This window comes from Brevundimonas sp. G8, assembly GCF_902506205.1.
In the GTDB taxonomy this organism is placed as follows: domain Bacteria; phylum Pseudomonadota; class Alphaproteobacteria; order Caulobacterales; family Caulobacteraceae; genus Brevundimonas.
In genome coordinates this window covers 758,507-782,521 of sequence record NZ_LR732816.1, presented here as the reverse complement: position 1 = coordinate 782,521, position 24,015 = coordinate 758,507, and the positions used below count along the sequence as shown (strand labels likewise).

The 24,015-nt window shown below is 65.5% G+C and carries 26 protein-coding genes and 1 riboswitch; of the genes, 15 read left to right on the top strand and 11 right to left on the bottom strand.

Translation table 11 applies throughout. The features are described from left to right. Positions 1–16: 16 nt before the first annotated feature. From CHRYSEO8AT_RS03870 to CHRYSEO8AT_RS03855, 4 genes are all read right to left on the bottom strand, one after another. Positions 17–1,600 (bottom strand): reverse transcriptase domain-containing protein, encoded by a 1,584-nt coding sequence (locus CHRYSEO8AT_RS03870; RefSeq protein ID WP_159846507.1) that lies wholly within the window; start codon positions 1,598–1,600, stop codon positions 17–19. 273 nt (positions 1,601–1,873) lie between these two features. Beyond that, positions 1,874–3,709, bottom strand: coding sequence for a phosphomethylpyrimidine synthase ThiC (gene thiC, locus CHRYSEO8AT_RS03865; protein ID WP_370514248.1), 1,836 nt, complete (start codon positions 3,707–3,709; stop codon positions 1,874–1,876). Positions 3,710–3,847: 138 nt separating this feature from the next. After that, positions 3,848–3,957: riboswitch (TPP riboswitch) on the bottom strand. A gap of 15 nt (positions 3,958–3,972) precedes the next feature. Beyond that, positions 3,973–4,356 carry a hypothetical protein gene (locus tag CHRYSEO8AT_RS03860; RefSeq protein WP_236547415.1) on the bottom strand — a complete coding sequence of 128 codons (384 nt, stop codon included), beginning with the start codon at positions 4,354–4,356 and terminating at the stop codon, positions 3,973–3,975. A 5-nt stretch (positions 4,357–4,361) separates the two neighbouring features. After that, complete coding sequence (locus CHRYSEO8AT_RS03855) at positions 4,362–5,192, bottom strand: TIGR02587 family membrane protein (protein ID WP_159846501.1); 831 nt, start codon at positions 5,190–5,192, stop codon at positions 4,362–4,364. Positions 5,193–5,354: 162 nt separating this feature from the next. Here CHRYSEO8AT_RS03855 and CHRYSEO8AT_RS03850 point away from each other — a divergent pair, with 162 nt between their 5' ends. The 5 genes from CHRYSEO8AT_RS03850 (at position 5,355) to CHRYSEO8AT_RS03830 (ending at position 9,331) form a co-directional block, all read left to right on the top strand. Beyond that, a complete protein-coding gene (locus CHRYSEO8AT_RS03850) occupies positions 5,355–6,353 on the top strand; it encodes a D-cysteine desulfhydrase (RefSeq protein ID WP_159846498.1) in 999 nt (332 codons plus the stop codon). Positions 6,354–6,368: 15 nt separating this feature from the next. Beyond that, positions 6,369–6,605, top strand: coding sequence for a DUF3253 domain-containing protein (locus CHRYSEO8AT_RS03845; protein ID WP_159846495.1), 237 nt, complete (start codon positions 6,369–6,371; stop codon positions 6,603–6,605). A gap of 369 nt (positions 6,606–6,974) precedes the next feature. Continuing rightward, a complete protein-coding gene (locus tag CHRYSEO8AT_RS03840) occupies positions 6,975–8,069 on the top strand; it encodes a dipeptidase (protein WP_159846492.1) in 1,095 nt (364 codons plus the stop codon). A gap of 159 nt (positions 8,070–8,228) precedes the next feature. Continuing rightward, the gene (locus tag CHRYSEO8AT_RS03835; RefSeq protein WP_159846489.1) at positions 8,229–8,687 is read left to right on the top strand and encodes an NUDIX hydrolase; all 459 of its coding nucleotides are present in this window, start codon (positions 8,229–8,231) and stop codon (positions 8,685–8,687) included. A 128-nt stretch (positions 8,688–8,815) separates the two neighbouring features. After that, positions 8,816–9,331 carry a GNAT family N-acetyltransferase gene (locus CHRYSEO8AT_RS03830; RefSeq protein WP_236547413.1) on the top strand — a complete coding sequence of 172 codons (516 nt, stop codon included), beginning with the start codon at positions 8,816–8,818 and terminating at the stop codon, positions 9,329–9,331. Positions 9,332–9,550: 219 nt separating this feature from the next. Here the strand turns inward: CHRYSEO8AT_RS03830 and CHRYSEO8AT_RS03825 are convergent, their stop codons facing one another. Beyond that, positions 9,551–10,285, bottom strand: coding sequence for an SDR family NAD(P)-dependent oxidoreductase (locus tag CHRYSEO8AT_RS03825; RefSeq protein WP_201304351.1), 735 nt, complete (start codon positions 10,283–10,285; stop codon positions 9,551–9,553). A gap of 84 nt (positions 10,286–10,369) precedes the next feature. Here CHRYSEO8AT_RS03825 and CHRYSEO8AT_RS03820 point away from each other — a divergent pair, with 84 nt between their 5' ends. From CHRYSEO8AT_RS03820 to CHRYSEO8AT_RS03805, 4 genes are all read left to right on the top strand, one after another. Beyond that, the gene (locus tag CHRYSEO8AT_RS03820) at positions 10,370–10,810 is read left to right on the top strand and encodes a helix-turn-helix domain-containing protein (protein ID WP_201304350.1); all 441 of its coding nucleotides are present in this window, start codon (positions 10,370–10,372) and stop codon (positions 10,808–10,810) included. After that, entirely contained in the window at positions 10,807–11,481 is a 675-nt protein-coding gene (locus CHRYSEO8AT_RS03815; RefSeq protein ID WP_159846483.1) for an aspartate/glutamate racemase family protein, read from the top strand. The genes CHRYSEO8AT_RS03820 and CHRYSEO8AT_RS03815 overlap by 4 nt, the downstream gene beginning before the upstream one ends. 81 nt (positions 11,482–11,562) lie before the next feature. Beyond that, positions 11,563–12,501 carry a nucleoside hydrolase gene (locus CHRYSEO8AT_RS03810; protein ID WP_159846480.1) on the top strand — a complete coding sequence of 313 codons (939 nt, stop codon included), beginning with the start codon at positions 11,563–11,565 and terminating at the stop codon, positions 12,499–12,501. Beyond that, positions 12,498–13,349 carry a ribokinase gene (locus tag CHRYSEO8AT_RS03805; RefSeq protein ID WP_159846477.1) on the top strand — a complete coding sequence of 284 codons (852 nt, stop codon included), beginning with the start codon at positions 12,498–12,500 and terminating at the stop codon, positions 13,347–13,349. Before CHRYSEO8AT_RS03810 ends, CHRYSEO8AT_RS03805 begins: the two co-directional genes overlap by 4 nt. Here the strand turns inward: CHRYSEO8AT_RS03805 and CHRYSEO8AT_RS03800 are convergent. After that, positions 13,292–13,987 carry a YoaK family protein gene (locus tag CHRYSEO8AT_RS03800; protein WP_159846474.1) on the bottom strand — a complete coding sequence of 232 codons (696 nt, stop codon included), beginning with the start codon at positions 13,985–13,987 and terminating at the stop codon, positions 13,292–13,294. The genes CHRYSEO8AT_RS03805 and CHRYSEO8AT_RS03800 overlap by 58 nt on opposite strands. Beyond that, positions 13,984–15,024, bottom strand: coding sequence for a cupin domain-containing protein (locus CHRYSEO8AT_RS03795; protein WP_159846471.1), 1,041 nt, complete (start codon positions 15,022–15,024; stop codon positions 13,984–13,986). Before CHRYSEO8AT_RS03795 ends, CHRYSEO8AT_RS03800 begins: the two co-directional genes overlap by 4 nt. Before the next feature lie 175 nt (positions 15,025–15,199). On the opposite strand from CHRYSEO8AT_RS03795, the gene CHRYSEO8AT_RS03790 reads away from it, so the two are divergent. Then, the gene (locus CHRYSEO8AT_RS03790) at positions 15,200–17,668 is read left to right on the top strand and encodes a prolyl oligopeptidase family serine peptidase (protein WP_236547412.1); all 2,469 of its coding nucleotides are present in this window, start codon (positions 15,200–15,202) and stop codon (positions 17,666–17,668) included. 4 nt (positions 17,669–17,672) lie between these two features. Here the strand turns inward: CHRYSEO8AT_RS03790 and CHRYSEO8AT_RS03785 are convergent, their stop codons facing one another. From CHRYSEO8AT_RS03785 to CHRYSEO8AT_RS03775, 3 genes are all read right to left on the bottom strand, one after another. Next, entirely contained in the window at positions 17,673–18,317 is a 645-nt protein-coding gene (locus CHRYSEO8AT_RS03785) for a hypothetical protein (protein WP_159846468.1), read from the bottom strand. Positions 18,318–18,576: 259 nt separating this feature from the next. Continuing rightward, on the bottom strand, positions 18,577–19,083 hold the full coding sequence (locus CHRYSEO8AT_RS03780; protein WP_159846465.1) for a DUF1993 family protein: 507 nt from the start codon (positions 19,081–19,083) through the stop codon (positions 18,577–18,579). A 40-nt stretch (positions 19,084–19,123) separates the two neighbouring features. Continuing rightward, positions 19,124–20,257, bottom strand: coding sequence for a zinc-dependent alcohol dehydrogenase family protein (locus CHRYSEO8AT_RS03775; protein ID WP_159846462.1), 1,134 nt, complete (start codon positions 20,255–20,257; stop codon positions 19,124–19,126). A 133-nt stretch (positions 20,258–20,390) separates the two neighbouring features. Between CHRYSEO8AT_RS03775 and CHRYSEO8AT_RS03770 the strand changes: the two genes are divergently transcribed. Both CHRYSEO8AT_RS03770 and CHRYSEO8AT_RS03765 read left to right on the top strand, forming a co-directional pair. After that, complete coding sequence (locus tag CHRYSEO8AT_RS03770; RefSeq protein ID WP_159846459.1) at positions 20,391–20,825, top strand: thioesterase family protein; 435 nt, start codon at positions 20,391–20,393, stop codon at positions 20,823–20,825. 112 nt (positions 20,826–20,937) lie between these two features. After that, positions 20,938–22,227: an acetamidase/formamidase family protein gene (locus CHRYSEO8AT_RS03765; protein ID WP_236547411.1), complete on the top strand. Its 1,290-nt coding sequence runs from the start codon at positions 20,938–20,940 to the stop codon at positions 22,225–22,227. Here CHRYSEO8AT_RS03765 and CHRYSEO8AT_RS03760 read toward each other — a convergent pair. Further along, positions 22,224–22,424, bottom strand: coding sequence for a hypothetical protein (locus CHRYSEO8AT_RS03760; RefSeq protein ID WP_159846453.1), 201 nt, complete (start codon positions 22,422–22,424; stop codon positions 22,224–22,226). The two genes, CHRYSEO8AT_RS03765 and CHRYSEO8AT_RS03760, sit on opposite strands and share 4 nt — an antisense overlap. 204 nt (positions 22,425–22,628) lie before the next feature. Between CHRYSEO8AT_RS03760 and CHRYSEO8AT_RS03755 the strand changes: the two genes are divergently transcribed. From CHRYSEO8AT_RS03755 to CHRYSEO8AT_RS03745, 3 genes are read left to right on the top strand one after another with little or no spacing between them, the layout of a single operon-like run. Beyond that, positions 22,629–23,402, top strand: coding sequence for a YebC/PmpR family DNA-binding transcriptional regulator (locus tag CHRYSEO8AT_RS03755; RefSeq protein ID WP_159846450.1), 774 nt, complete (start codon positions 22,629–22,631; stop codon positions 23,400–23,402). Between the two features lie 35 nt (positions 23,403–23,437). Next, positions 23,438–23,716 carry a hypothetical protein gene (locus CHRYSEO8AT_RS03750; RefSeq protein WP_159846447.1) on the top strand — a complete coding sequence of 93 codons (279 nt, stop codon included), beginning with the start codon at positions 23,438–23,440 and terminating at the stop codon, positions 23,714–23,716. After that, entirely contained in the window at positions 23,713–23,991 is a 279-nt protein-coding gene (locus CHRYSEO8AT_RS03745) for a type II toxin-antitoxin system RelE/ParE family toxin (protein WP_159846444.1), read from the top strand. The genes CHRYSEO8AT_RS03750 and CHRYSEO8AT_RS03745 overlap by 4 nt, the downstream gene beginning before the upstream one ends. Positions 23,992–24,015 lie beyond the last annotated feature (24 nt).

Below are 24,015 nucleotides of genomic sequence, written 5' to 3'. Positions count from 1 at the left end.
GGACGCAGTACGCTTATCAACTCGCTTGATCTATTAGCCACTGCTCAAGCTCGGCAGCGAAGAGATTTGAAGGCGTAAATGCAGTGCCGTATGGCGAAATTTTTTCACCATACAAAGGTCCGCTGAAAACGATTCCTAGAAAAACGCCTTGGGTATCAAAGACAGGGCCTCCGCTCATGCCGTGCGGCCAAGGAGCGCTAACAGAATGGCGAGTTTGACCATCGAGTTGGCGCACTGAAGAGATTTCAGTTTTTACAACACCCAGCTTGTTACCGGGTATATAATTTTCAAAGCCATATGCTTCAACTTGATCGCCACGGGATGACTGGCGGCTAGTAAGCTTGATTGCAGGTCGGTCGTTTACAGCGACAGCTCCCACATTTTTTAGCAGGGCCACATCCGTAGCATAATTTATGTGAACAATTTTAGTGGCAATCGGTGACTCGTAATAATCGGGCGAGTGTACCAATATGAAAATAGGCTTTTTATTCGGATCCACAAGGTGTGCGGCCGTAACAAAAAATCCATGCCCAACATGAAAAGCGGTAGCTTGTTCATTTCCTGGTTTACTAACGGCGACATAGACCGACCTTTCTCTTTCTAAGAGAGGCAAGGGTAGTTTTGTGCCTTGACTCACTGCCATAAACCGTTTGGCTAATGTCGTGTATCTAAGTCCGTAGTCCGTGATATAGCCAATGTACGCTAATCGACCCGAAATATGAGATTCTAAATCAAGAGAGTCGTTATCTTTTCTAGACCTAAGAAATTTTTCTTGAGCCGACTTGATCCCCATTTTCTCTATCGAATGAATCATAGCTCTAGTGCTTCGTACAAAAGCAATAGGGACGTTATGCTTTTTATTTACAACTAACCCTGTAACCTGCTGCCGAACTTTCCGAGTCGTCCCCCACACCTTTTTCGAATTTATAGAAAATCCGTTGTTCGTAAATATATCTTTGAATTCATCTGACAGTCTATCCGCGCCGTGTGCAATATGGTCGCTGCTCAAGTCAATGCCGGTCGCTGCCGTTAGATGTCCTGATGTGGACGACGATAAAGTAATATCGTCATAATATCTGGTGTATCGAAGCTTATTTTTTTTCGCTAAGCGCAGTAACGCCGAATCCAGCTTGCCACAGACCATGTTGGCAAGAATCGGAGACGTAGGCGCTCCAGTGGGTAGCCGGCCTTGATGGCAACAAATTTGGGCAACTGCGGTAGCGACCGTAGGGTGAACGCCATAACGAGAAGATGAAAGAATTCCTACTACTCGTTTGAAGTGTATAGTTGGAAAAAAATCGTCGATATCTACGTTCAATATATAGCGTCGAGCAACATGCGGCGCAGCATTTGTTTTTACTGACCTTCCCTTTACCGCCCCGTGAACGCATGGAGCGGGATCATAAAGTTGCTCCAAGAGTGGTAATAACGATTGCTGCAAAGACTTTCTGGCCCGTTTTGGAGCCGTGATTATTCGCTCGCTTCCATCCCTCTTAGGAATTGAGAAAGCGCGGTATGCAGAAGTTTGATTTGCTCTGTACAGAGCAAATGAAAGTGTCTTGCCGTAATCGACATTAAGAAGCAGCGCTAGCTGCCGCACACTCGATATATTTGCCAGCGACAGAGCCGGAAACAAAAAAGTTTGGGCTGGAGAGTTCAGAATTCAACCTCGTGGGCATCAACCCATGGCGAACCGGGATCGGCAAATACGGACCATCGCGGCTGCGCCTCTTTCTACCGTAGAATGAAGGCGGTCGCAGTTTCGCAACCAAAATACAAATCTGAACAATCCAGCTTGATTGCAACCGTAGATGTGGATTCGCACTTGCGGAAGGCCTCTTCGGTCAAAAAGGTCGACGTTGGAGATAAGTAGTCACACCTTCACCTTCACCTCCACCACCCCGCCCCCGGCCCGGAACTTCGCGCTCATCTCGGCCATGCCGGCCTCCGCCTCCGTCAGCGAACCGCCCGCATCGTTCTGGGCCTGGGCGTCGCGGCGGATGTCCTGGCTGATCTTCATGCTGCAGAACTTGGGGCCGCACATGGAGCAGAAGTGGGCGGTCTTGTGGGCTTCCTTGGGCAGGGTGGCGTCGTGGTATTTGCGGGCGGTTTCGGGGTCGAGGCCTAAGTTGAACTGGTCTTCCCAGCGGAACTCGAACCGGGCGCGCGACAGGGCGTCGTCGTGCAGGCGGGCGGCGGGGTGGCCCTTGGCCAGGTCGGCGGCGTGGGCGGCGATCTTGTAGGTGATGACGCCGTCCTTGACGTCCTGACGGTCGGGCAGGCCCAGATGCTCCTTGGGCGTGACGTAGCAGAGCATGGCCGTGCCGAACCAGCCGATCATGGCCGCGCCGATGGCCGATGTGATGTGGTCATAGCCGGGGGCGATGTCGGTGGTCAGCGGGCCAAGCGTATAGAAGGGCGCCTCGTGGCAGTGTTTCAGCTGCTCATCCATATTGGCCTTGATCTTGTGCATCGGCACATGGCCGGGGCCTTCGATCATGACCTGGCAGCCCTTGGCCCAGGCGATCTTGGTCAGTTCGCCCAGGGTGCGCAGCTCGGCGAACTGGGCCTCGTCATTGGCGTCGGCGATGGAGCCGGGGCGCAGGCCGTCGCCCAATGAGAAGCTGACGTCATAGGCGCGCATGATGTCGCAGATGTCCTCGAAATGCTCGTAGAGGAAGCTCTCCTTGTGGTGGGACAGGCACCATTTGGCCATGATGGAGCCGCCGCGCGAGACGATGCCGGTGACGCGTTTGGCCGTCATCGGCACGAAGGGCAGGCGCACGCCCGCGTGGATGGTGAAATAGTCCACGCCCTGTTCCGCCTGTTCGATCAGGGTGTCGCGGAACACCTCCCACGTCAGGTCCTCGGCTATGCCGTTCACCTTCTCCAACGCCTGATAGATGGGGACGGTGCCGATGGGGACGGACGAGTTGCGGATGATCCAGTCGCGGATGTTGTGGATGTTGCGGCCGGTCGACAGGTCCATGACGTTGTCGGCGCCCCAGCGGGTGGCCCAGACCAGTTTGTCGACCTCGTCGTCCACGCTGGACAGGACGGCGGAGTTGCCGATGTTCGCATTGATCTTCACCAGGAAGTTGCGGCCGATGATCATCGGCTCGACCTCGGGGTGGTTGATGTTGTGCGGGATGATGGCGCGGCCGCGGGCGATCTCTTGCCGGACGAACTCGGGCGTCACGAAGTCGGGGATCGAGGCGCCGAAGTCTTCGCCATCACGGATGCAGGGCGCGGACTGTTCGCGGCGCAGGTTCTCGCGGATGGCGACATATTCCATCTCGGGGGTGGTGATCCCGGCCTTGGCGTATTCGTACTGGGTCGTCGGGCGGCCCTCGACGCCCTTGAACACCTTGTGGTTCGAGACGTCGAAGCGGGGGGCGAGGTTCTTGCCGCTGGCGTGGCCGTTGTCCTCGGGCTTGACCTCGCGGGGATTGGCGACAGGGGCGATGTCGCCGCGATCCAGCTGCCAGCTAGACTTGACCAGGGGCAGGCCGCGCTTGATGTCGATGGTCACGGTCGGGTCTGTGTAGGGGCCGGAACTGTCATAGATGGTCACCGGCGGCTCGTTGGCGCTGGGGTGGACGGCGACCTCGCGGAAGGGGACGCGGATGTCGGGATAGAGCTCGCCGGCGACATAGACCTTGCGGCTGCCGGCCCGTTCGCCGGTGGGGATGGTTCCGGTCTCGCGCATGACTTCGTCGCGCGCGTCTTTCAGAGCCAGCTCGACATTGGGCTCTTCGGGCAGGGCGGGCGGGGTGACTTGGATGTTCATGGCGGCCTCAAACGGTTGAGGTCTGCCGACGTCGGGCGGAACGGTCCTGTCGCGCGGACCCGTAAGCGTTTCCCATCCCTTCGCCGGCATGACCCGGATCAGGTTCGACGGGTCAGAGGAGAAACCTCTATCTCAGCCGCTCGCTTGCGACCCCCCGGAGAACGAGGGACCATAACCCAGGCCTAGGGCGCCGACCAGCCCTTGACCGAAACCGACGCCGCGCGCGGATCGGCGTCGAAACGCAGGTAGGCCTTGGCGTGGCCGTGGCCCGGCACATAGTCGAGGCTGGCGGTCGTCGTCTGGTCGCCCAGCACGCCCTCGATATCGACGGCGGCGGCGGTTTCGTCGCCATCGTTCTGTACACGGACAGTCGCGACGTGACCGGCGGCCGTGGACTGGACGGCGACGATGCGGGCGCTGAGGGCGGGCGGGGCCGTCGGTTGCACAGCCTCCCACACGACGATGGCGATGGCGGTCAAGGTGATGACGGCGCCCAGGGCGGCCATGGCCCATTGCAGCAACGGATGACCGGACGGCGGGGCTTTCGAGGCGGGTTTTCTCGGCATGGACCTCAGACCAACAGGCGGGCGGCGGCGGCGCCGATCGAGGCGGGAAAGCCCAGGACGATCATGGTCTGGACCACTCCCGCAACGGAATGGCCCTCGATCCGGCCGAACAGGAACAGGGCGAACAGGCTGACCGCCAGGGCGATGGCGTAGCCCGGCACGGTGAAGTGGAAGAAGGCCTTGAGCGGGTGGTCGGCCTCTTCCTGGCCAGCGAAGCCGGCCTTGAAGACGATCAGGTGCAGCAGCAGGATCGACACGGCGATCAGGGCCAGGATGTGGACGGGCGTCGCCTTGTAGGCGATCAGGATCATCTCCTCCGTCGGGGCGATGTTCAACGCAAAGAACAGGGCGCCGACGGTCATCAGGAACAGTTCACCGAAATAGGAGGCCTGATCTTCGTCGGTGTCGCCGCCGCCCTCTCCGCTGAGCTGACGGCGGGCCAGGAGCGCGCCCATGGCGCCGGGGATGGCCTGAAGCGCGACCATGCCCAGGGCCTCGCGCGGCGGGGCGTCCCACTCGACCACGCCGAACAGGATCAGCAGGACCGAGGCGGTGACGAAGCCGACCGCCAGCGCGACGGCGGTGTCCAGCGCGTCGTTGATTAGCCCGCGCCGCTTTGAAAAGCCCGCGTAATAGGACAGGCCATAGAGCAGGGGCAGGCCGGCGACGATGAAGGTCAGCAGGCGCCAGCGGTCCATGACCACACCCTGCTCCCACATCTCCATCGTCATCAGGAGCGGGATGTTGAAGACCAGAGCGCCCGCGAAGGCGCGGCCGAGGTCGCGGACGTAGGCGCGCTCTCGTCCCAGATCCAGAAGCGGTGCGGCGGCGGTCATGCGGCGGCAACGCCTGGCGTTCGGCTTTGGCTCCGCATGTCGGATACACCGTGCCCCTCACCCTTTCGCGCCAGGACGATCGCTGACGCTCTCGTGCGCTCAAGCCCTCTCCCGACGGGAGAGGGAAGCGGGTATTGAATGGGCGAACAGGAGCCGTCCCCCATGCATCTCGCCCGTTTCGCCCGCATCCGTCTGGCCCATCTGCCGACGCCGCTGGAACCGCTGCCTCGGCTGTCCGAGGAGCTGGGCGTGGACCTGTGGATCAAGCGCGACGACTGCACGGGGTTGGCGGGCGGGGGCAACAAGACGCGCAAGCTGGAGTTCCTGCTGGGCGCGGCGTTCGGGCAGGACGCCGATACGCTGGTGACGCAAGGGGCGGTGCAGTCGAACCATGTGCGGCAAACCGCAGCGGCGGCGGCCGCGCACGGCCTGGCCTGCGAGATCATTCTGGAAGAGCGAACGGGGTCCAAGGCGACGGACTATGTCGGCAACGGAAACGTGCTGCTGGACCGACTGTTCGGGGCGACCCTGCGCACCGTGCCGGGCGGGACGGACATGGTCGCCGAGTTGGAGACGACGGCGGAGGCCGTGCGGGCGCGGGGCGGCAAACCCTATGTCATCCCCGGCGGCGGTTCGAACCCGATTGGAGCCTTGGGCTATGTCGATTGCGCGCGCGAGATCGTGGTCCAGGCCGACGAGATGGACCTGGAGGTCCACCGGATCGTGACGGCGACGGGCAGCGCGGGCACCCATGCCGGCCTGGTCGCCGGGCTGGCGGTCATGGGGGCGGACATTCCGGTGCTGGGCATCGGGGTGCGCGCGCCCAGGGAGAAGCAAGAGGCGAACGTCTTCAAACTGGCCGAGGAAACGGCCGCCCTGCTGGGCCAGCCGGGGCGGGTGAAACGCGAGCAGGTGGTCGCCGATTGCGACTATGTCGGCGACGGTTACGGCCTGATCGACCAGGGGGTGATCGACGCCCTGACCCTGGCCGCGCGTCTGGACGGGATCGTGCTGGACCCGGTCTATTCCGGCAAGGCGATGAAGGGGCTGATCGCCCTGGCGCGGGCGGGACAGTTCCGGGGCGAGACGGTCGTGTTCCTGCACACCGGTGGGGCGCAGGGCTTGTTCGGCTATCAGAGCGAGATCGAGGGGGCGCTGTAGGCGGCGGCGAGCGGGGTGGATGCGCGCGAGGCGACGCTGGCGTTGTTGGCCGCCCGTGCGGAGGGCGCGACCGTCTGCCCCAGCGAGGTGGCGCGGGCTTTGGCTGGCCCGGACGGGGACTGGCGGGAGGCGATGCCGGAGGTTCACGCGGCGGTCGATCAGATGGTGAGCGACGGGCTGGTGCGCCTGAGCTGGAAAGGTCGCAGCTTGGCGACGCGGGCGGGGCCGTATCGGATCGGTCGCGGCGGATAGGAGAGACCCTGTGACCGGAACCGACTGGCTTCAGGTCCTGTCCTACTCCACGTGGGTCGGCGTTCTGTTTCTCGTATCCGGGCTGGTCGTCGTGGTGGTCACTGTCCTTGTCGAAAGGCGCCGCGCCCGGCGGGGAAAGGATCGCCAATGAGCCCCATCAGATGATGCAGAGGCGTGGGGTCCCCTTTTTGGGCCAAGCGCTAACTTCGCAAACCGACCCATAGCACATGTTCGGGCCTGCGCTTTTGGCGATTCAGAAGGTTTGGCGGCCGTCCCACCAAGGGCGTTCTCAACTGTCCGCGTTACGGCAATTTAACTCGTGTTCCCTGGACAACCATCTCAAAGCTTCGGCTTTGGAGGGCTTCCCGCATGAACCGACGTGAAATGATGTACTCTCTTGTCGGAGGCGCGGCGATGCTCAACTTCGGCACTGCGGTTGCGCAGACCTCGCTCTCAGGACGGTATGTCGTGGATGCGTTGGCGATTGGAGGAGCAGGATCGGTTGATGGTCCTGAAGTCCTAGCCGCCAAGATGGATGCTCTCGTTCTGGATCTAACAATTTTTCCCCGCGCGCTGCCCCAAGCTACGGAAGCTCTGGCGGCGTGGACTGCTCGCGTGGGCGAGGCGGGTACGGCTCTACACCTTATTCGCAACGGCCAAGACTTTCAAAAGGCTCGTGCGGACAACAAGTTGGGCGTTGTGATTGCCTGCCAAGACGCATCGGTCCTGGGGCCATCGGTGATCTCATATTCCGATCAAAACCTCGAAAATTTGAGGACGATGCATGCTTCCGGGCTTAGAATTCTCCAGTTGACCCACAACGAGAGAACCGCTGCGGGCGACGGTTTCATAGAGCCTCACGACGGCGGCTTGTCACTGCTCGGTGCCCGGGTCGTGGAAGAGATGGGTCGTCTGGGTGGGCTGATCGACCTATCCCACTGCAGCGACCGAACGACCATCGAGGCAATTGGCCTATCCAACGGACCGATCGCCATCACCCATGCGGGTTGCCGCGCGCTGAACTCCAGTATGCGCAATAAGACCGACGAAGCGATCCGGGCTCTTGCGGACAAAGGAGGCTTCTTCGGCGTCTTCATGATGAGCCGCTGGCTCACGGACCGCGATACCTCCTCCGTCGAAGATGTCGTGGATCACATCGACCACGTGGTGAACATCGGCGGCGTTGAAGTTGCAGGCTTCGGCAGCGATCAACCGGCAATGGGCGACGACAGCCCTCAAGCCAGCAAGGTCGCCCGGTTGGCCGAGTATCAGGCCAGGAATATGGGGCGGCCCGGAGCCGAGCCCCTCAACGGCCACGTGACCTGCGCAGACATGGATGGCCCGGATCGGATGACGGTGCTGGCCCAGGCTCTGGACCGAAGAGGTTACGTCGCTTTGGACATCGACAAGATCGTGGGCGGAAACTTCGTAAGAATCTTCAGCGACGCCACTAGCAACGCTTAGTCTGGTTAAGCCCGCGTCCGCTAGCCACCCTTAGCTTACATCGACCGCGTCCGCTTCCCGGCCTGGAAACCAATGTCCGCTTTCGGCGGCGAAGCCTAGGACTGAAATCGACCCATTGCGGACATTCCTCATCCGCCAGAACTCTGGCAAAGCCGCGACATGCGAACACGTCCCTCTTCTCGGCTCCTCATCATCGATCCGGGTGGTCGGCTACTATTGTTCAGGTTCGATCACAAGAATGGACCACTCGCAGGTCGGGTCTTCTGGGCTACCCCCGGCGGCGGGTTGGAGGTCGGTGAAACCTTCGAAGATGCCGCTCGACGAGAGCTCATGGAGGAGACCGGCCTCAGAGACATTGAGCCCGGTTCCGAAGTGCATCGACGGCAAGTGACATTCGAGATGCCGGATGGAGAGATCGTATTGGGCGACGAGCACTACTTCCTTGTTCGTGCGGCGACTTCGGAAATCTCCGATGCCCATTGGACAGACTTTGAACGTGAGGTGATGGCTGACCATCGCTGGTGGTCATCGGACGAGATCACCGCTTCAACTGAGCAAATCTGGCCGGACGACCTCGTTGATCTTTTGGGGAAAGTTGGGATTTGGCCCGCCGGTTGACGTTGGCTTCCCACCCTTAGCTGACCGCGACCGGTTTCCGGCCTGGAGGCCAATGTCCGCTTTCGGCGGCAAAGCTCAGGACTGAAATAGGCTCCTCTCGGCCATTGCCGATTGCCGGATCACGGTGGGTGCGCGACATCAGCCCGATGATCATTCGCCCGGAAGCCTCCAAGGACATACCCTATATCAGGACGCTGACTGACTCCGCCTTTGTCGGGGTCGAGCACAGCAGCCAGACCGAGGGCGCTATCGTTGACGCGTTAAGAGACGCATGGGCGCTGACAGTGTCCCTCGTCGCCGAACTGGAGGGTTCGGTCATCGGCCATGTCGGCTTCTCGCCTGTGCTGATTGATGGGCAGGACATCGGGTGGTTTGGCCTCGGGCCTGTGTCGGTCTCTCCTGGCCTTCAAGGGGGCGGTGTCGGTTCGGCCCTGATCAAGGCGGGCTTGGACAAGCTCACGAGCCTTGGCGCCAAGGGCTGCGTCGTCCTCGGCGATCCCCCTTATTACGGTCGTTTTGGTTTCTCCAGCGACCACGCTCTTCGCTATGGCCACGTTCCGCCTGAGTATTTTCAGTCGCTGGTTCTAGGCGGCCAACCCGCCGTCGGCGACGTCACCTACCACACCGGTTTCGAAGCCGCCTGAAATCAGCGTCAGCTTCCCACCCGTAGCGGACTGGAGCTGTCCGCTAGGCGCGCGACATGTGGCCTGCCTATCGACGAAACGCCGAAGCGTCTTCTGGAATAGCCGCATGACCAAGATCCTGGGCGTCATCGGGGGCTGGGTCAGATGGCGGCGCGGTGGGCATCGAGGGCCTCGATCCGATGATCGAAGCCCTCGATGCGTCGGCTTGGACCTGAGGCGTCAGACCTGGGCCAGGCCGCCGTCGACGAAGACTTCGCCGCCGGTCATGAAGCTGCTGTCGGACGAGGCCAGAAAGGCGGCGACGGCGCCGGTCTCCGAGGGATCGCCCATGCGGCCCAGCACGGTGGAGGCGCCGATGGCGGCGAGGCCCTCCTCGCCCAGGACCTCTGTCGCCAGTTCGGTCGTGGTCGGTCCGGGGGACAGGACGTTGACGCGGATGCCGGTCCCCTTCAGGTCGAGCGCCCAACTGCGCGCCAGGTTGCGGATCGCCGCCTTCGTGGCGCTGTAGATGCTGAAGGCGGGGGTGCCCATGACGCCTGTGCTGGACCCGGTCAGGATGATCGAGCCGCCGACCGACATCAGCGGCAAGGCCTTTTGCACCGTGAAGATCGTGCCCTTCACATTGACGTCGAAGGTCTGGTCGTAGTGTTCGGGCGTGATCTCGCCCAGCGCGGCGAAGGCGCCGGTCCCAGCGTTGGCGAACAGGATGTCGAGCCCGCCCCGTTCGGCCTTCACCGTAGAGTATAGTCGGTCGAGGTCGGCGGGATCGGTAATGGACCCGACGATCGCGCGGGCGTTCGGACCCAATGCGTCGACGGCCGCCTCAAGCTGCGCCTGGCGCCGTCCGAAGAGATAGACGAAGGCGCCCTCCTCGACGAACCGTTTGGCCGCGCCCAGTCCTATGCCGGTTCCACCGCCCGTGATGACCGCCGTCTTGCCTTGTAGCCTGCTCATGATGTGCTCCTTCATTGAGGTTGCACTGAGCTGAGGGGCCACCCACCTATCGACAAGTATGCACCATTTGGTAAGTGCCTAGAAATGTCGCTCGATCATCCAGAAACCTCCGCCGCCCCCGTGTCGGCTCCGCCCTCGACGTCGGTTTGCACCCCGACCTTGCCCGGTTTCACCTGTGGGCTGGACGCCACGCTTCGGGTCGTGTCCGGCAAGTGGAAGCCGCTGATCCTGTACTTCCTGGCCCAGGACGGTCCGACCCGTTACGGCGAGCTGCGACGGGCGATCCGCGACGTCAGCGACAAGGTGTTGATCCAGCATCTGAAGGAGCTGGAATCCGACGGTCTGGTGAAGCGCACCGACTACAAGGAGGTGCCGCCGCGGGTGGACTATGGGCTGACGCCGCTGGGCGTCAGCCTGGCGCAGGCGCTCGTGCCGCTGTGCACATGGGGCGTGGAGAACATGGCCGAGGTGACGCGCCTGTTCGCCCAGCGTGATCCGTCGAACGGCAAGGGCGCAAAGGCATGAGCAAGATCCTGGGCGTGATCGGAGGCATGGGGCCGGCGGCGACGGTGGCGTTTCTGGAGCGGGTGCAGGCGTTGACGCCGGCGCAGGGGGATGCGGATCACATACGGGTTTTGATGGACCTGAACCCGCAGGTGCCGGATCGGAACACGCGACCGGGCGAGGCGGAGGCCGTGCTGGGTCAGATGGCGGCGCGGTTGGCGGCGGCGGGCGCGCAAGTGTTCGCCATGCCGTGCAACACCGCCCATGGGCAGGCGGGCGGGATACGCGCCGTGTGCGAGGCGCAGGGCCTGAGCTTCATCGACATGATCGCGGCGACGGCGGATGCGGCGGTCATGGCGGGTGCGAAGCGGATTGGGGTGCTGGCGACGCCGGGCGGGGAACGGCTTTATCAGGCGGCGCTGGACGCGCGCGGGGTGGAGGCGGTGCTGCTGGACGGCGCGGATCGCGAGGCCTTCATGGGGTTGGTCTATGGGGTCAAGCGCGGCGATTTGGGCGAGGCGGCGCGGGCGGGGATGTTGCGGTTGGCGGGCGTGTTGGCGGATGCGGGGGCGCAGGCCTTGATCGCGGGATGTACGGAGGTGCCGTTGCTGCTGCGGGCGGAGGATGCGCCGGTGGTGCTGACGGATTCGGCCGAGGTGCTGGCGCGGGCGTGCGTCGGGGCGTGTCTCTGACCTCCGATCTCATCCGTCGGGGATGTTGACGAAAGCCGAACGGGGCTTGCTACCCGGCGTTTGGGGCGTCAAACGAAGCGGGTGTCTATTCAGTCCCTTATCATCGATTGCGACCCCGGCGTGGATGACGCCGTGGCGCTGTTCCTGGCCTTTGCGGCGCCTCAACTGAACCTGCTGGCGGTCACCACCGTGGGGGGAAATGTTCCCGGCGCCCTGACCCAGCGCAATGCGCGGATCGTGCGCCAGATCGCCGGGCGCGAGGACGTGCCGGTGCATGGCGGCGCCGAACGGCCGCTGAAGCGCCCTCCGGCGGGGGCGGGGGCGTTCCACGGGCCGGAGGGTCTGGGCGATCTGGAGCCGTTCACCCCCACGGGTATCGTCGGCGACGGGCCGGCCGCCAACGCCATCGTCGACCTGGTGATGAGCCGGCCTCAGGGGTCGGTCGCGGTCGCCGTCATGGGGCCGATGACCAATCTGGCCCTGGCGATGCGACGCGAGCGGCGGCTGGCCGACTGGCTGGGGCCGGTCGTGATCATGGGCGGCGCGCGCTCGGAGGGCGGCAACATCACGCCGTCGGCCGAGTTCAACATCTGGGCCGACCCGGACGCGGCGGCGGTGGTGTTCGGATCGGGGTGCGAGGTGATCGCCCTGGGGCTGGACGCGACGCATCAGGTGCGCGCGACCGAAGACCGGATCGCCGCCATCGAAGCCATCGACAGCGAGCCGGCGCGGACGACGGCGTCGATGCTGAGGTTCTCGCAGCGGGTCGAGCGCGAGGTCGTCGGTTGGGATTCCGCGCCACTACACGACCCCTGCACCATCGCCTGGCTGATCAGGCCCGACCTGTTCGAGACGCGGGCGTGCCGGATCGAGGTGGAGACGACGTCGGAACTGACGCGCGGTCACACGGCGGTGGAGTTCCGGGTCGATCCGGCGACGGCGCGGCATCGCTGGGCGGTGTCTGCGAACGGGCAGGGGGTGTTCGACCTGATCGTGGAGACCTTGAGGGTTGCCGCATGAGGATCACCGTCGTCGGCTCGATCAACCTGGACCTGGTCGCCACGGCGCCCCGCCTGCCGGCGCCGGGCGAGACGGTGACGGGGGCGACGCTGACGCAGCATCCGGGCGGCAAGGGCGCGAACCAGGCGCTGGCGGCGGAGAAGCTGGGGGCCGAGGTGTGCCTGATCGGGCGGGTCGGGGACGACGCCATGTCGGGCGACGCCCTGGCCCTGATGGCGAACATGGGCGTCGATCTGTCGGGGGTGGAGACGGATGTGGCGGCGCCGACGGGCGTGGCCCTGATCGCCGTCGATCCGACGGGCGAGAACCAGATCGTGGTGGCGGCGGGCGCCAATCATTTCGTGACGCCCGAACAGCTGCCGCAGCGGATCGAAGGCGCGCTGATCGTCCAGCTGGAGGTGCCGATCGAGACGGTGGAGGCGGCGGTGGGCCGGGCGACGGGCTTCGTCTGCGCCAACTTGGCGCCCGCCGCGCCAGTGTCGGAAATGCTGCTGCGCCGCTGCGACCTGATCGTGGTCAACGAGACCGAGGCCGCCTTCTATGGCGACGGTCTGCACCGGGGCGGCGGCCGGGTGGTGGTGACCAAGGGCGCCAAGGGCGCGGCCATGTACCAGCGCGGCGTCGAAATGGCCTGGGCCACCCCGCCCGTGGTCGAGGCGGTCGATGCGACGGGCGCCGGCGACGCCTTCGTGGCGGCCATCGTCGTGGCCCTGCTGGAAGGCATGGACCCGGCCGAGGCCTTGACGTTCGCCTGTGCGGCCGGGGCGTTGGCGGCGACGCGCGCGGGAGCTCAGCCCTCGGCGCCGGAGCGGGATGAGATTGAGGCGCTGTTGGCTAAGCGGAGCTGACGCGCGGTCCAAAGCACGCACGCAATCAGGACCAGCGTCGGGACGACAGGCGTCAGGGCGGGGGAGACCTGCATCAGCCCCGCGCCGATCAAGGCGCCGGTCGGCAGGGCAAGGACGATGCCCAGGCGAAGCGCGCGCTCGCCGGGGACGCCGTCTGCGATATCCTGCACCAGGCCCGTCATTGTGCCGGTGGCGAAGGTGGTGGAGATGCTGCGGTCGGCGCCCATGCGTTTGGCGGCGACGGTCTGAAGCGACATGGCGATGCAGGACAGGCCGATCAGAACCAGGACGATGGGCAGGGCCGGGGTCTGGCGCGACGCCAGCCACAGGGCTGCGGTCAGGGCCTGAAACACGGCTGCGCCGATCAGCGGGCCAAAGCCTGAGCGGACGCCGGTCTGGCCGCGTGACGCTCGAAATCCGACATAGAGAGCCAGGCCGAAGACCGCGATGGCCCAGCCGGCGCCGGCCAGGGTGGTGGCGAAATGGGCGCGCTGGAACAGGGCGACCAGGATCAGATTGCCGGTCATGTTGGCGGTGAAGACGCCGTTCAGCGCCAGAAAGGCGAAGGCGTCGGTCGCCCCGGCCGCAAGGGACAGGGCGACCAGCAGGCCGGGCAGGGGATGGGCCGTCGTGTTCACTCGACCGGGTCCAGCGGATTGATCCGGCGCACGATCAGCGGATCGACCGTGGTCAGGGGAATGTCCGGCGCTTTGGTCCGTCCCAGGGTGGCGGCCAAGGTGTCGGGCAGCAGGGCCGAGGCGGCGAGACGATAGCCGATGTCGCCGGGCGTCGGCTGGTCGAAAAAGATCAGGAAATGTATCCGCTCGCTGAGCACCTCGATCTGGTGCGGGTAGGCGCGGGGGATGAAATAGACGTCGCCCGCCTGGAGCAGATAGGTGTCCAGCGAGCCGTCGGGGTCGAGGATGGACATGCGGGCGCGACCCTCGGCGACATAGCCCATCTCGGCGGTGGTGGGGTGCCAGTGGGGCTCGCGCATGCCGTCGTCGGGCACCTTGATCGAATACATCGAGATGTTCTTCAGCACCGGCCAGAACTGGGTGCGCGAGACGCGAGCCTGACCGTAGGGGAAGTCGATGGGCGGGCTTTCGGCCTCGATGTCGAAGCGGTGCGGATTGGCGAAGGCGGCGTCGCGCGGGACATAGGTCGGGCCGGGGCGGCGGATCAGATAGGGCGAGCCCAGGTCGTGATCGCGCTGGGCGAAGACGGAGGCCGGGCGGTCGTAGGTGTTGCCCAGGACCGCGTCGGTCATGGCGCCCATGGAGGCGTGGAAGGAGAAGTCCTCCGGCCGTTCGTGGCTGAAGGCGATGATCAGTTCGGCGTCCATGTCGCCGACGTTCTCGATGGCGTGCAGGGACCCGTTATCGACGAAGAACATCTGGCCCGACGCGACGGTGAAGCGCGAGACGACGTTGCCATTATCGACCACGGTCAGCAGCAGCTCGCCGGCGACACAATAGCCCAACTCGTTAGCGTTGACGTGCCAGTGGGGCTCGCGGATCGCGCCCGGCGCAAGCTGCAGCCGCTTGATCGACAAGCCTTTCAGCAGGGGGAAGTCGTCGCCGTTCAGACGCCGGATCCGGCCCAGGTCGCTGTCGTGGACGACGGGAGCGGTCAGCAGGGAGCGGACGTGGCGGGAGGCGCGGGGCTGGGACATGGAACGGCTCGACGATCTGCGCAGGGGGCGATGCATCGACCCTAGGCCCGGACGAAGGTGTGATCGTGGACGGAACGACCGTCAGAATTTGATTGGTTCTGCTCAGGCGTTGCGGGCTGGCGTCAGGCGGCATGGGCGCCTTAGGGTGTCGCCAGGTTTTCCGTGGGGTTCCAACATGATGTCTTCGCACCGTATCCGGTCGTCGTTCGCCGCTGTCCTGCTCGCCACGACGGCGATGGCCCTGCCGATGGCGGCCCTGGCTCAGACGGCGGCCCCGGCGGTTTCGGTCTATCAGCAGCCGCCGGCGCCGATCGCGGATATATTGGACGCCAAGCCGACGCCGTCGTCGATGTTGAGCCCGGATCGGGCGACCCTGGTGCTGATGGATCGGTCGAACCTGCCCAGCATCAAGGCTCTGGCAGAGCCCATGCTGCGGTTGGCGGGGGCGCGGATCAATCCGAGGAACAACGGCATGGCCGAGAGCCGCGTGTCGTGGCTGACGGGGTTGACGTTGCAGGCGGTGGATGGCGGGCAGGCGCGCGTGGTGGCCCTGCCGGCGGGTGCGCGGTTCACGGCGGCGCGGTTCTCGCCCGATGCGAAGTCGCTGGCCTTCGTTCTGGATCGGCCGACGGGGTTGGAGCTGTGGGTGGTGGACGTGGCCTCGGCGCGGGCGCGCAAACTGACCGAGCCGGTGGTCAATATGACGGGCGGGTCGGGGTATGAGTGGCTGCCTGACAGTTCGGGCCTGCTGGTCGAGGCGGTTCCGGCGGGACGCGGTCCAGCGCCCGACGTGACGGCGGCGCCGACGGGGCCGAACATCGAGGAGACGGCCGGGCGCGTGGCGCCGGTGCGGACCTATCAGGACCTGTTGTCGAACCCCGGCGACGAGGCTCTGTTCGACCATTATTTCACGTCGCAGCTGACCCTGGTTCCGCTGAACGGCCGTGCACGGACGATCGGAGCGCCGGCGGTCTATCTGGACAGCGCCGTGTCGCCGGATGGCCAGTACATCCTGCATGAGATCGCCAAGCGGCCGTATAGCTATGTCGTGCCGGACGACCTGTTCCCGACCGAGATCGTGGTGACGGACCTGAACGGCCGGGTGATGCGGACCATCGCCGACCTGCCGTTGAGGGACGACGTGCCGACGGCCTTCGACGCCGTGGCGCCGGGGCCGCGCTCGGTAGGGTGGCGGGCCGACGCGCCGGCGACGCTGACCTGGGTCGAGGCGCTGGACGGCGGCGACATCAAGCGAGAGGCGGAGTTCCGGGACCGGGTCTTCATGCAGGCGGCGCCGTTCACGGGCGAGCCGGTCAAGCTGATCGACCTGAAGGAGCGGTTCGGCGGGATCGTATGGGGGCGCGACGACCTGGCCATCGTCAACAGCCGCTGGTTCAACACCCGGCACGAGACGCGGTTCGTGGTCGATCCGTCGAACCCCGGCGAGGGTCGGGTGCTGCTGGAGCGGAACTATCAGGCGCGATACGACAATCCGGGCCAGCCGGTGACCCAGCCGAATGCGGCGGGGCGGTCGGTGATCCGGTTCGATCCCCAGGGGCGCATCCTGATGTCGGGCGCCGGGGCGACGCCGCAGGGCGAGTTCCCCTTCCTGGCCGCCATGGACCCGGCGACGGGCGAGAGCCAGCGCCTGTGGACCTCGGCGAATACGGATTACGAGGCGGTGGTCGGCTTCCTGGATGCGGACGGCAAGCGGGTGGTGACGCAGCGCGAGACGCGGCTGGATCCGCCCAACCTGCAGATCCGCGACCTGACGACGGGCCAGACAACGCAGCTGACCAACTTCCCCGATCCGGCGCCGCAACTGGCCGAGGCCACGCGCCAGCTGGTGACCTATGATCGGGCCGACGGGGTCAAGCTGTCGGGGACCCTGTATCTGCCGGCCGGTTACGACAAGGATCGCGACGGGCCGCTGCCGATGCTGATGTGGGCCTATCCGGCCGAGTTCACTGATGCGGCCGTGGCGGGCCAGACGGTGGACGTGCAGAACCGCTTCGTGCGGCCGGGCGGGTCCAGCCACCTGTTCCTGCTGACGCAAGGCTATGCGATCTTCGACAACCCCTCCATGCCCATCATCGGCAAGGACGGGGCCGAGCCGAACGACACCTATGTCGAACAACTGGTCGCCGACGCGAAAGCCGCGGTCGATGCGGTGGTGGCGATGGGGGTGGCGGATCGCGACCGGATCGCCGTGGGGGGCCACAGCTACGGCGCCTTCATGACCGCGAACCTGCTGGCGCACAGCGACCTGTTCCGGACCGGGATCGCGCGGTCGGGGGCCTATAATCGCACCCTGACGCCGTTCGGCTTCCAGGCGGAGCAGCGCAACTATTGGGAGGCGACCGAGGTCTATACCGAGATGTCACCCTTCACCTATGCGGACAAGCTGAACGAGCCGATCCTGCTGATCCATGGCGAGGCGGACGACAACTCCGGCACCTTCCCGGTTCAGTCCGAGCGATTCTATGCGGCGCTGAAGGGGCTGGGGGCGACGGCGCGTTACGTCACCCTGCCGCTTGAGGCGCACGGCTATCGCGCGCGGGAATCGGTGGGTCACACCCTGTGGGAGATGACCCGCTGGCTGGACCAGTATGTGAAGAACGCCCCGCCGAAGATGGCGGAGTGAGGGGCTAAGGTTTGGGCGTTGCCGGACCTGCCGCGACAGATGCTGCGATAGCGGCAGCGGCGGCGTTCACCTGCTCCAGACGCGCGTCCTGTTCCGACTGGGGCGGGACGCCGAGCGCCGTGCGTAGGCTGTCGGGGACCAAGGCGCGGTCGTAGGGTTCAAGTGTGGCCGGGGCGTCGCGGGTCTTGCGGGTCTGGGTGCCGTAGATCTGGGGCTTGTCGGTCATCTGCAGATAGCGGTCCAAGGTGGCGGCGGCGATCCAGGCGCCCTCGGGCGCGCCCTTGGCGACGGCGGCGACGGCCAGGCTGTGGGCCAGCAGATAGTCTTCGGGCGTGGAGCCGTGCTGGAAGACAAAGGCGGCGGCGCGGTAGTCCTCGCCGGTCTGAAGCGCATCGGCGTCGAGCAGGGCGCGGGTCTGGAGGCGACGGGCCGCGTCGGCGGCGTGCATTTCGGTGACGAAGGCGCGGTCCCGGAACCGGTCCGGCGGGCCCTGGCGGATGGCCTGGTCGGCGGCATAGATGGCGGCCATTTCGGCGTTGTCCTGGACCGGGGCGTTCTGGGCGAAGGCGGGGGCGCTGAGGGACAGGACGAGGGCCGCGACGGCGGCGGTGCAGGACAGGCGGCTGGATGGGCGGCTGGACGGGCGCATGGAGGATTTCCGCTGAAGCTTGAGCGGAGACTGATCGGGGATTTGCGGCCGAATCCGGGCGGTGAGATTACGGTGTCGACAGGGTCTCAGGATCGGCCGCACCAACTCGCCGGCGTGCAGGCGGTCTACCGGCGAGCGGCTCTGGTGGTACAGGGCGACCCGGCAGGGGATCCAGATTCCGATGTCGGAGCCCTACGCGTGCGCTCCTCGGCCACGAGGGCGGCGTCGGCGCGCGCGGCAGGCTGGGCGGTGACGGCCTCTAGCGACCGCCCAGGTAGTCGCGCTTGCCCAGCGGGACGCCGTCGGCGCGAAGTAGGGCGTAGGCGGTGGTCAGGTGGAAGTAGAAATTCGGCAGGGCGAAGTCGATGACATAGGCCTGACCCAGGAATTTCATCTCGCCGCCGGGGAAGGTCAGAACGACTTCGCGGCCTTCCTGACCATCGATGGCGTCGCGCGGGACCGAGGCGAGGTAGTCGAGCGTGGCGCGGATGCGGGCCTTGAGCTGATCCAGCGTGGCCTCGCTGTCGTCCATGACGGGCGCCGCAACGCCGGACAGGCGTGAGACGCACAGTTTGGCGCTGTCGCAGGCGGTCTGAACCTGTTTGCTGAACGGGTTCATGTCGCCGATCAGGCGCAAGGCCAGAAGGGCGTCGGCGTCCGCTCCGGTTTCGGCGGCATGGGCGGCGGCCTTGTCGAGGATGGCGGAAAGGGCGGTCAGACCCCGGGTGAAGACAGGCACAGTCAGGCTGTAGAGTTCAGTAGCCATGGAGCTTTCCTTTGCGGACTGACGTGGCTGTACACCCGCTTCAGGGGAAGGTCACGACAAGCCGCACCACCTCGCCGGCGTGCAGGCGGTCGAAGCCGGCGTTGATGTCGTCCAGAGGAATGACGCCGCTCATCAGGCGGTCCACCGGCAGGCGGCCCTGGCGATAGAGGGCGACGTAGCGGGGGATGTCGCGGCTGGGGACGCAGGTTCCGATGTAGGAGCCCTTCAGCGTGCGCTCTTCGGCGACCAGCGAGACGACGTCGACGGCCAGCGCCGCGTCGACGGGCGGCAGGCCGGCGGTGACGGTGGTTCCTCCGCGTTTGGTCATCCTCCAGGCGTTGTCGAGGGCGCGGACCGAACCCGCCATTTCGAAGGCGAAGTCGGCGCCGCCATTGGTCAGGGCGCGGACCTGATCGACCGCGTCGGCATCGGCGCCGTCGACGGTGTGGACGGGGCCGAGGGTGCGGGCCAGGGCCAGCTTGTCTTGCGACAGATCGACGGCGACGACGGGGGAGGCGCCGCTGGCCAGGGCGCCCAGGACGCTGGCGAGGCCGACGCCGCCCAGGCCGATGACGACGACGCTCTGGCCCGCCTTGACCCCTGCGGTGTTCACCACGGCCCCGACGCCGGTCAGGACTGCGCAGCCGAACAGGGCCGCCTCCTCGAACGACAGGTCGGGGTCGATTTTCACCAGCGAGCGACGCGAGACGACGGCGCGTTCGGCGAAGGCGGAGCAGCCGAGGTGGTGGTTGACCGGCTCGCCTTCGCGGAAGAGGCGACGGGCGCCGGACAGAAGCTCGCCCTTGCCGTTGGCGGCGGCGCCGGGTTCGCACAGGGCGGGGCGGCCGCCGGCGCAGGGATCGCAATGACCGCACGAGGGCATGAAGACCATGACGACGTGGTCGCCAACGACGAGGTCTGTGACGCCTTCGCCCAGGGCCTCGACCACGCCGGCGGCCTCGTGACCCAGGGCCATGGGCAGAGGGCGGGGGCGGTCGCCGTTGATGACGCTGAGATCCGAATGGCACAGGCCGGCGGCCTTGATGGCGACCAGGACCTCGCCGGGGCCGGGCGGGGCCAGCGTCACGGTCTCGACCGACAGGGGGCGGCTGTCGGCGTAGGGGTGGGCGGCGCCCATGCGGGACAGGACGGCGACGCGGGTCGGGATGCTCATGCTCTTGTCCTCATGTCCGAAAAGACCAGCGCGTTCGTGATCAGGCGTCTACCGATAGGCGCTTGACGCAACGTCGTCCAAGCTAGAGCGTCGTGATCGAGAGCGACGGTTCGCGTCGCCGAGGGAGACGACGATGCCGAAAAGAGACGAGGGCGCCCTGGCCCACCGCGCGACCTACAAGGCCTTTCACATGGTCTCGACGCGCTGGGCCGACAACGACCAGTACGGGCACATCAACAACGCCAAATTCTACGAGTTCGTCGACTCGGCGGTGAACGCCCATCTGCTGATCGCCAATGCGCTGGACGAGTCCATCGGCCTGGTGGTGGATTCGGGCTGCCGCTACACCTCGTCGCTGAAGTTCCCCGACGTGATCGAGGTCGGGATCAAGGTGGACAAGGTCGGCACGTCCAGCGTCACCTACGGCTTCGCCGTGTTCAAGCGCAGCGCCGACGTCCCCGCCGCCATCGGCCATTTCGTGCATGTCTATGTCGACGCCGAAACGCGCCGGCCCAAGCCGCTGCCGGCCAAGCTGAGGGCGGTGGTGGAGAACCTGCGGGCGGGGTGAAGCGCCTCGGCGCCTGTCCAAAGCTTAACTAGGGCGGCGATGTCTGGCCCGGTAGCGTTCGTTCGGCCTCGGAAATCGAGGTCTGACGAGGGCGGCCAAGATGCGACATTGGATGATCGGGCTGACCGTTCTGGCCGTGGCGAGCCCGGCTGCGGCCGCGCCCCAGACCTGGCTGATGTCCGTTGATCGTTGGGGTAACGCCGAACATACGCTGCTGACGCTCGATACGGTGGACGGCGTGCTGTCGGGCCGCTTCGGCGACTGGGCTCTGGAGGGTCGTCAGGACGGGGATCGTCTCGTCTTCTCTGCGACGGACGGCGACGGCGTGCCTTACAAGTTCGAGGGGACGCAGGCCGACGGCGTGCTGAGCGGGTGGGCCGACTATCCCGACACCAGCAACGTCGGACCGCGCGTGCGCCACGGGTTCCGCGCGCAACGGCTGGAGATTCCGACGGGCGCGCCGGGACGGCGGACCTATTCGCCGGAGCGGTTCTCGAACACCTTCACCGCCGATCTGGCGCCGGCGATGGTGATCCGGCCGGGCGATGTGGTGGCGACGCGGACCATCGATTCCGGCGGCATCGACGAACACGGCGATGTCGTCGCCCTCTACGGCAATCCCCAGACGGGTCCCTTCTTCGTGGCGGGCGCCAAGGCGGGCGACGTGCTGGCGGTGCATATCCGGCGGCTTCGGCTGAACCGCGATTTTGCCGACAGTCTGGATGGGGTGACCGGGCGGGCGATGTCTCTGGGCCTGGCGGCGCGCGCGACGGACCTGGGGAAACGGGTGCGCTGGCGTCTGGATCGACAGGCCGGCACAGCGCGGTTGGAGAACCCTCCCGAGCGCCTGGAGAATTACGTCGTTCCCGTCCGGCCCATGTTGGGCGGTCTGGGCGTCGCGCCGGACTTTGGTTTCGCCGAGCAGTCGGCGGGCGACAGCGGGCGCTGGGGCGGCAATATGGACTTCAACGGCATCGGCGAAGGGGCGACGGTCTATCTGCCCGTGTTCCAGCCGGGCGCCATGCTGTTCCTGGGCGATGGCCATGCGCTGCAGGGTGACGGCGAGACGACGCAGTGGGCGCTTGAGACCTCGCTGGATGTCGAGTTCAGCGTGGACATCCTACCGTCGCGTCCGCTTGCGGCGCCCCGCATAGAGACGGCCGACAGGATCACGGTCCTGGGGCAATCGTCATCCATGGACGAAGCGGTGAAGGCTGCGACAGCCGCCATGATCCAGTGGCTGGAGCAGGATTATGGATTGAGCGTATCCGAGGCTTCGCTGATCCTGGGCACGGCGGCTGAATACCGGGTTGCGACCCTGGCCGGTCGCAACGCCGGAATGGCCTTGAGTCTGGAAAAGGTGCGTCTGCGCGACGTGCCGCGCAATTCGACGGCCGACTAGTCGTCCAGGCGGCCGATGAGGAACAGGGCGCCGACGGCGGTCAGGGCGCCCAGGGTGAAGGCGGCGATGATGGAGCCGGCGGCGACGGCGGCGGGGACGGTGACGGGGCGGGCCTCGTACCATTCCACGATGTCGGCCTCGTGCAGGTCTTCGTCCATGAAGCCCTCGGCCTCGTAGATGGTGTCGTCTGCGGTCATGGCTGCGCTCCGTCTGTCTGCGGGGGATCAATACGCGCAAACGGTCGAGGTTCCACCCCTGTCACCCATCGTGACAGGATGACGCTGTTGGAGTGAACCTTGAAGCCTGATTCACCGTCTCGTTGAAGCGCGCAGCGCTTCCACTTCTGCGGATCAGGCTTTATGACCGCCCGCTCAGGTTCCAGAACGCACGAAGACGATCCCATGGCCGGCCACTCGAAATTCAAGAACATCATGCACCGCAAGGGGCGCGCCGATGCGCAGCGCTCCAAGCTGTTCTCCAAACTGTCGCGCGACATCACCGTGGCGGCCAAGAACGGCATGCCCGATCCGGCGCTGAACCCGCGCCTGCGTCTGGCGGTCAACAACGCCAAGGCCGAAAGCCTGCCCAAGGACGTGATCCAGCGTGCGATCAACAAGGCCTCGGGCGGCGATGTCGATACGATGGAAGAGGTCCGCTACGAGGGCCGGGGTCCGGGCGGCGTGGGCATCATCGTCGAGGCCCTGACCGACAACCGCAACCGCGCGGCGTCCAACATCGGCGCGGCGTTCAAGAAGAACGGCGGCGCGCTGAGCGAGATGAACTCGGTCGCCTTCATGTGGGATAAGGTCGGCCAGATCATCTACAAGGCCGAGGCCGGCACCGAAGACGAAGTCATGGAAGCCGCCATCGAGGCCGGCGCCCAGGACGTCGAGAGCGACCTGGTCAAGCCCGACATCTACGAGGACGCGCCGGGCCACACGATCTGGACCGCCTTTGAGGACCTGAACGAGGTCGCCGAGGCCATGTCCAAGGTGCTGGGCGACCCGAAATCCACCGCCATCGTGTGGAAGCCGCAGTCGGACGTGCCGGTCACCGGCGACGCGGTCGGCACGCTGTTCAAGCTGCTGGACGCGCTGGACGCCGAGGACGACGTATCGTCGGTCTATTCCAACGAGGACATCTCGGACGAGGACGCGGCGAAATACGCGGGGTGATTTTCGGCGAGCGGGGGCTGTGATACGGTCCGCGCATGACCGTGCACGTGACCATCGCCCTGGATGAGGCCGTGAAGGCCAAGCTGGACGCCTTGGCGGATTCCAGGCAGGCGCCGATCGACGATATCGTCGCCATGGCGGTGTGGGAGATGGCGGTGGAGGAAGAGGCGGCGCCATTCCTTTCAGTAGACGAGGAAGCGGCTTTCGAGGCGGCTGTGGATCAAGGGTTGAAGTCCTTGGCCGAAGGCCGGGTTCATTCGCACGAAGACGTGGTCGCCGCCCTGGCCGCGCAGCGTGCCGCCCGCAGGAAATGAGGGTCGATTGGTCGGACGAGGCGCTGGCGGACCTTCTTGACGCCTACGCCTTCATCGCCGCCGATAATCCATCCGCCGCCGAACGGGTGCAGGATCGTATGGTCCAGGCCGCGAGCACCCTCAGCGAGCTGCCTAATCGAGGCCGGGAAGGTAGCCGGGGCGGAACGCGCGAACTGAAGGTCTCAGGCACACGTTATCTGATGGTTTACACGGTCGGCGACGAGGCGGTCACGATCCTGCGCCTGTGGCACAGGGCGCGCGAACCCTTTGCCTGACGACCAGCGAGTCGTTCGCACGGA

What these genes read in the sequence shown, in the direction of transcription:
- CHRYSEO8AT_RS03750 (WP_159846447.1), top strand. Translation starts at nt 23,438, where the DNA reads ATGACCGTGCACGTGACCATCGCCCTGGATGAGGCCGTGAAGGCCAAG.
- thiC (WP_370514248.1), bottom strand. Translation starts at nt 3,709, where the DNA reads ATGCGCGAGACCGGAACCATCCCCACCGGCGAACGGGCCGGCAGCCGC.
- CHRYSEO8AT_RS03835 (WP_159846489.1), top strand. Translation starts at nt 8,229, where the DNA reads ATGCGAACACGTCCCTCTTCTCGGCTCCTCATCATCGATCCGGGTGGT.
- CHRYSEO8AT_RS03755 (WP_159846450.1), top strand. Translation starts at nt 22,629, where the DNA reads ATGGCCGGCCACTCGAAATTCAAGAACATCATGCACCGCAAGGGGCGC.
- CHRYSEO8AT_RS03785 (WP_159846468.1), bottom strand. Translation starts at nt 18,317, where the DNA reads ATGCGCCCGTCCAGCCGCCCATCCAGCCGCCTGTCCTGCACCGCCGCC.
- CHRYSEO8AT_RS03840 (WP_159846492.1), top strand. Translation starts at nt 6,975, where the DNA reads ATGAACCGACGTGAAATGATGTACTCTCTTGTCGGAGGCGCGGCGATG.
- CHRYSEO8AT_RS03765 (WP_236547411.1), top strand. Translation starts at nt 20,938, where the DNA reads ATGATCGGGCTGACCGTTCTGGCCGTGGCGAGCCCGGCTGCGGCCGCG.
- CHRYSEO8AT_RS03780 (WP_159846465.1), bottom strand. Translation starts at nt 19,083, where the DNA reads ATGGCTACTGAACTCTACAGCCTGACTGTGCCTGTCTTCACCCGGGGT.
- CHRYSEO8AT_RS03775 (WP_159846462.1), bottom strand. Translation starts at nt 20,257, where the DNA reads ATGAGCATCCCGACCCGCGTCGCCGTCCTGTCCCGCATGGGCGCCGCC.
- CHRYSEO8AT_RS03760 (WP_159846453.1), bottom strand. Translation starts at nt 22,424, where the DNA reads ATGACCGCAGACGACACCATCTACGAGGCCGAGGGCTTCATGGACGAA.
- CHRYSEO8AT_RS03820 (WP_201304350.1), top strand. Translation starts at nt 10,370, where the DNA reads ATGTCGCTCGATCATCCAGAAACCTCCGCCGCCCCCGTGTCGGCTCCG.
- CHRYSEO8AT_RS03795 (WP_159846471.1), bottom strand. Translation starts at nt 15,024, where the DNA reads ATGTCCCAGCCCCGCGCCTCCCGCCACGTCCGCTCCCTGCTGACCGCT.
- CHRYSEO8AT_RS03815 (WP_159846483.1), top strand. Translation starts at nt 10,807, where the DNA reads ATGAGCAAGATCCTGGGCGTGATCGGAGGCATGGGGCCGGCGGCGACG.
- CHRYSEO8AT_RS03805 (WP_159846477.1), top strand. Translation starts at nt 12,498, where the DNA reads ATGAGGATCACCGTCGTCGGCTCGATCAACCTGGACCTGGTCGCCACG.
- CHRYSEO8AT_RS03860 (WP_236547415.1), bottom strand. Translation starts at nt 4,356, where the DNA reads ATGCCGAGAAAACCCGCCTCGAAAGCCCCGCCGTCCGGTCATCCGTTG.
- CHRYSEO8AT_RS03825 (WP_201304351.1), bottom strand. Translation starts at nt 10,285, where the DNA reads ATGAGCAGGCTACAAGGCAAGACGGCGGTCATCACGGGCGGTGGAACC.
- CHRYSEO8AT_RS03855 (WP_159846501.1), bottom strand. Translation starts at nt 5,192, where the DNA reads ATGACCGCCGCCGCACCGCTTCTGGATCTGGGACGAGAGCGCGCCTAC.
- CHRYSEO8AT_RS03790 (WP_236547412.1), top strand. Translation starts at nt 15,200, where the DNA reads ATGATGTCTTCGCACCGTATCCGGTCGTCGTTCGCCGCTGTCCTGCTC.
- CHRYSEO8AT_RS03770 (WP_159846459.1), top strand. Translation starts at nt 20,391, where the DNA reads ATGCCGAAAAGAGACGAGGGCGCCCTGGCCCACCGCGCGACCTACAAG.
- CHRYSEO8AT_RS03850 (WP_159846498.1), top strand. Translation starts at nt 5,355, where the DNA reads ATGCATCTCGCCCGTTTCGCCCGCATCCGTCTGGCCCATCTGCCGACG.
- CHRYSEO8AT_RS03745 (WP_159846444.1), top strand. Translation starts at nt 23,713, where the DNA reads ATGAGGGTCGATTGGTCGGACGAGGCGCTGGCGGACCTTCTTGACGCC.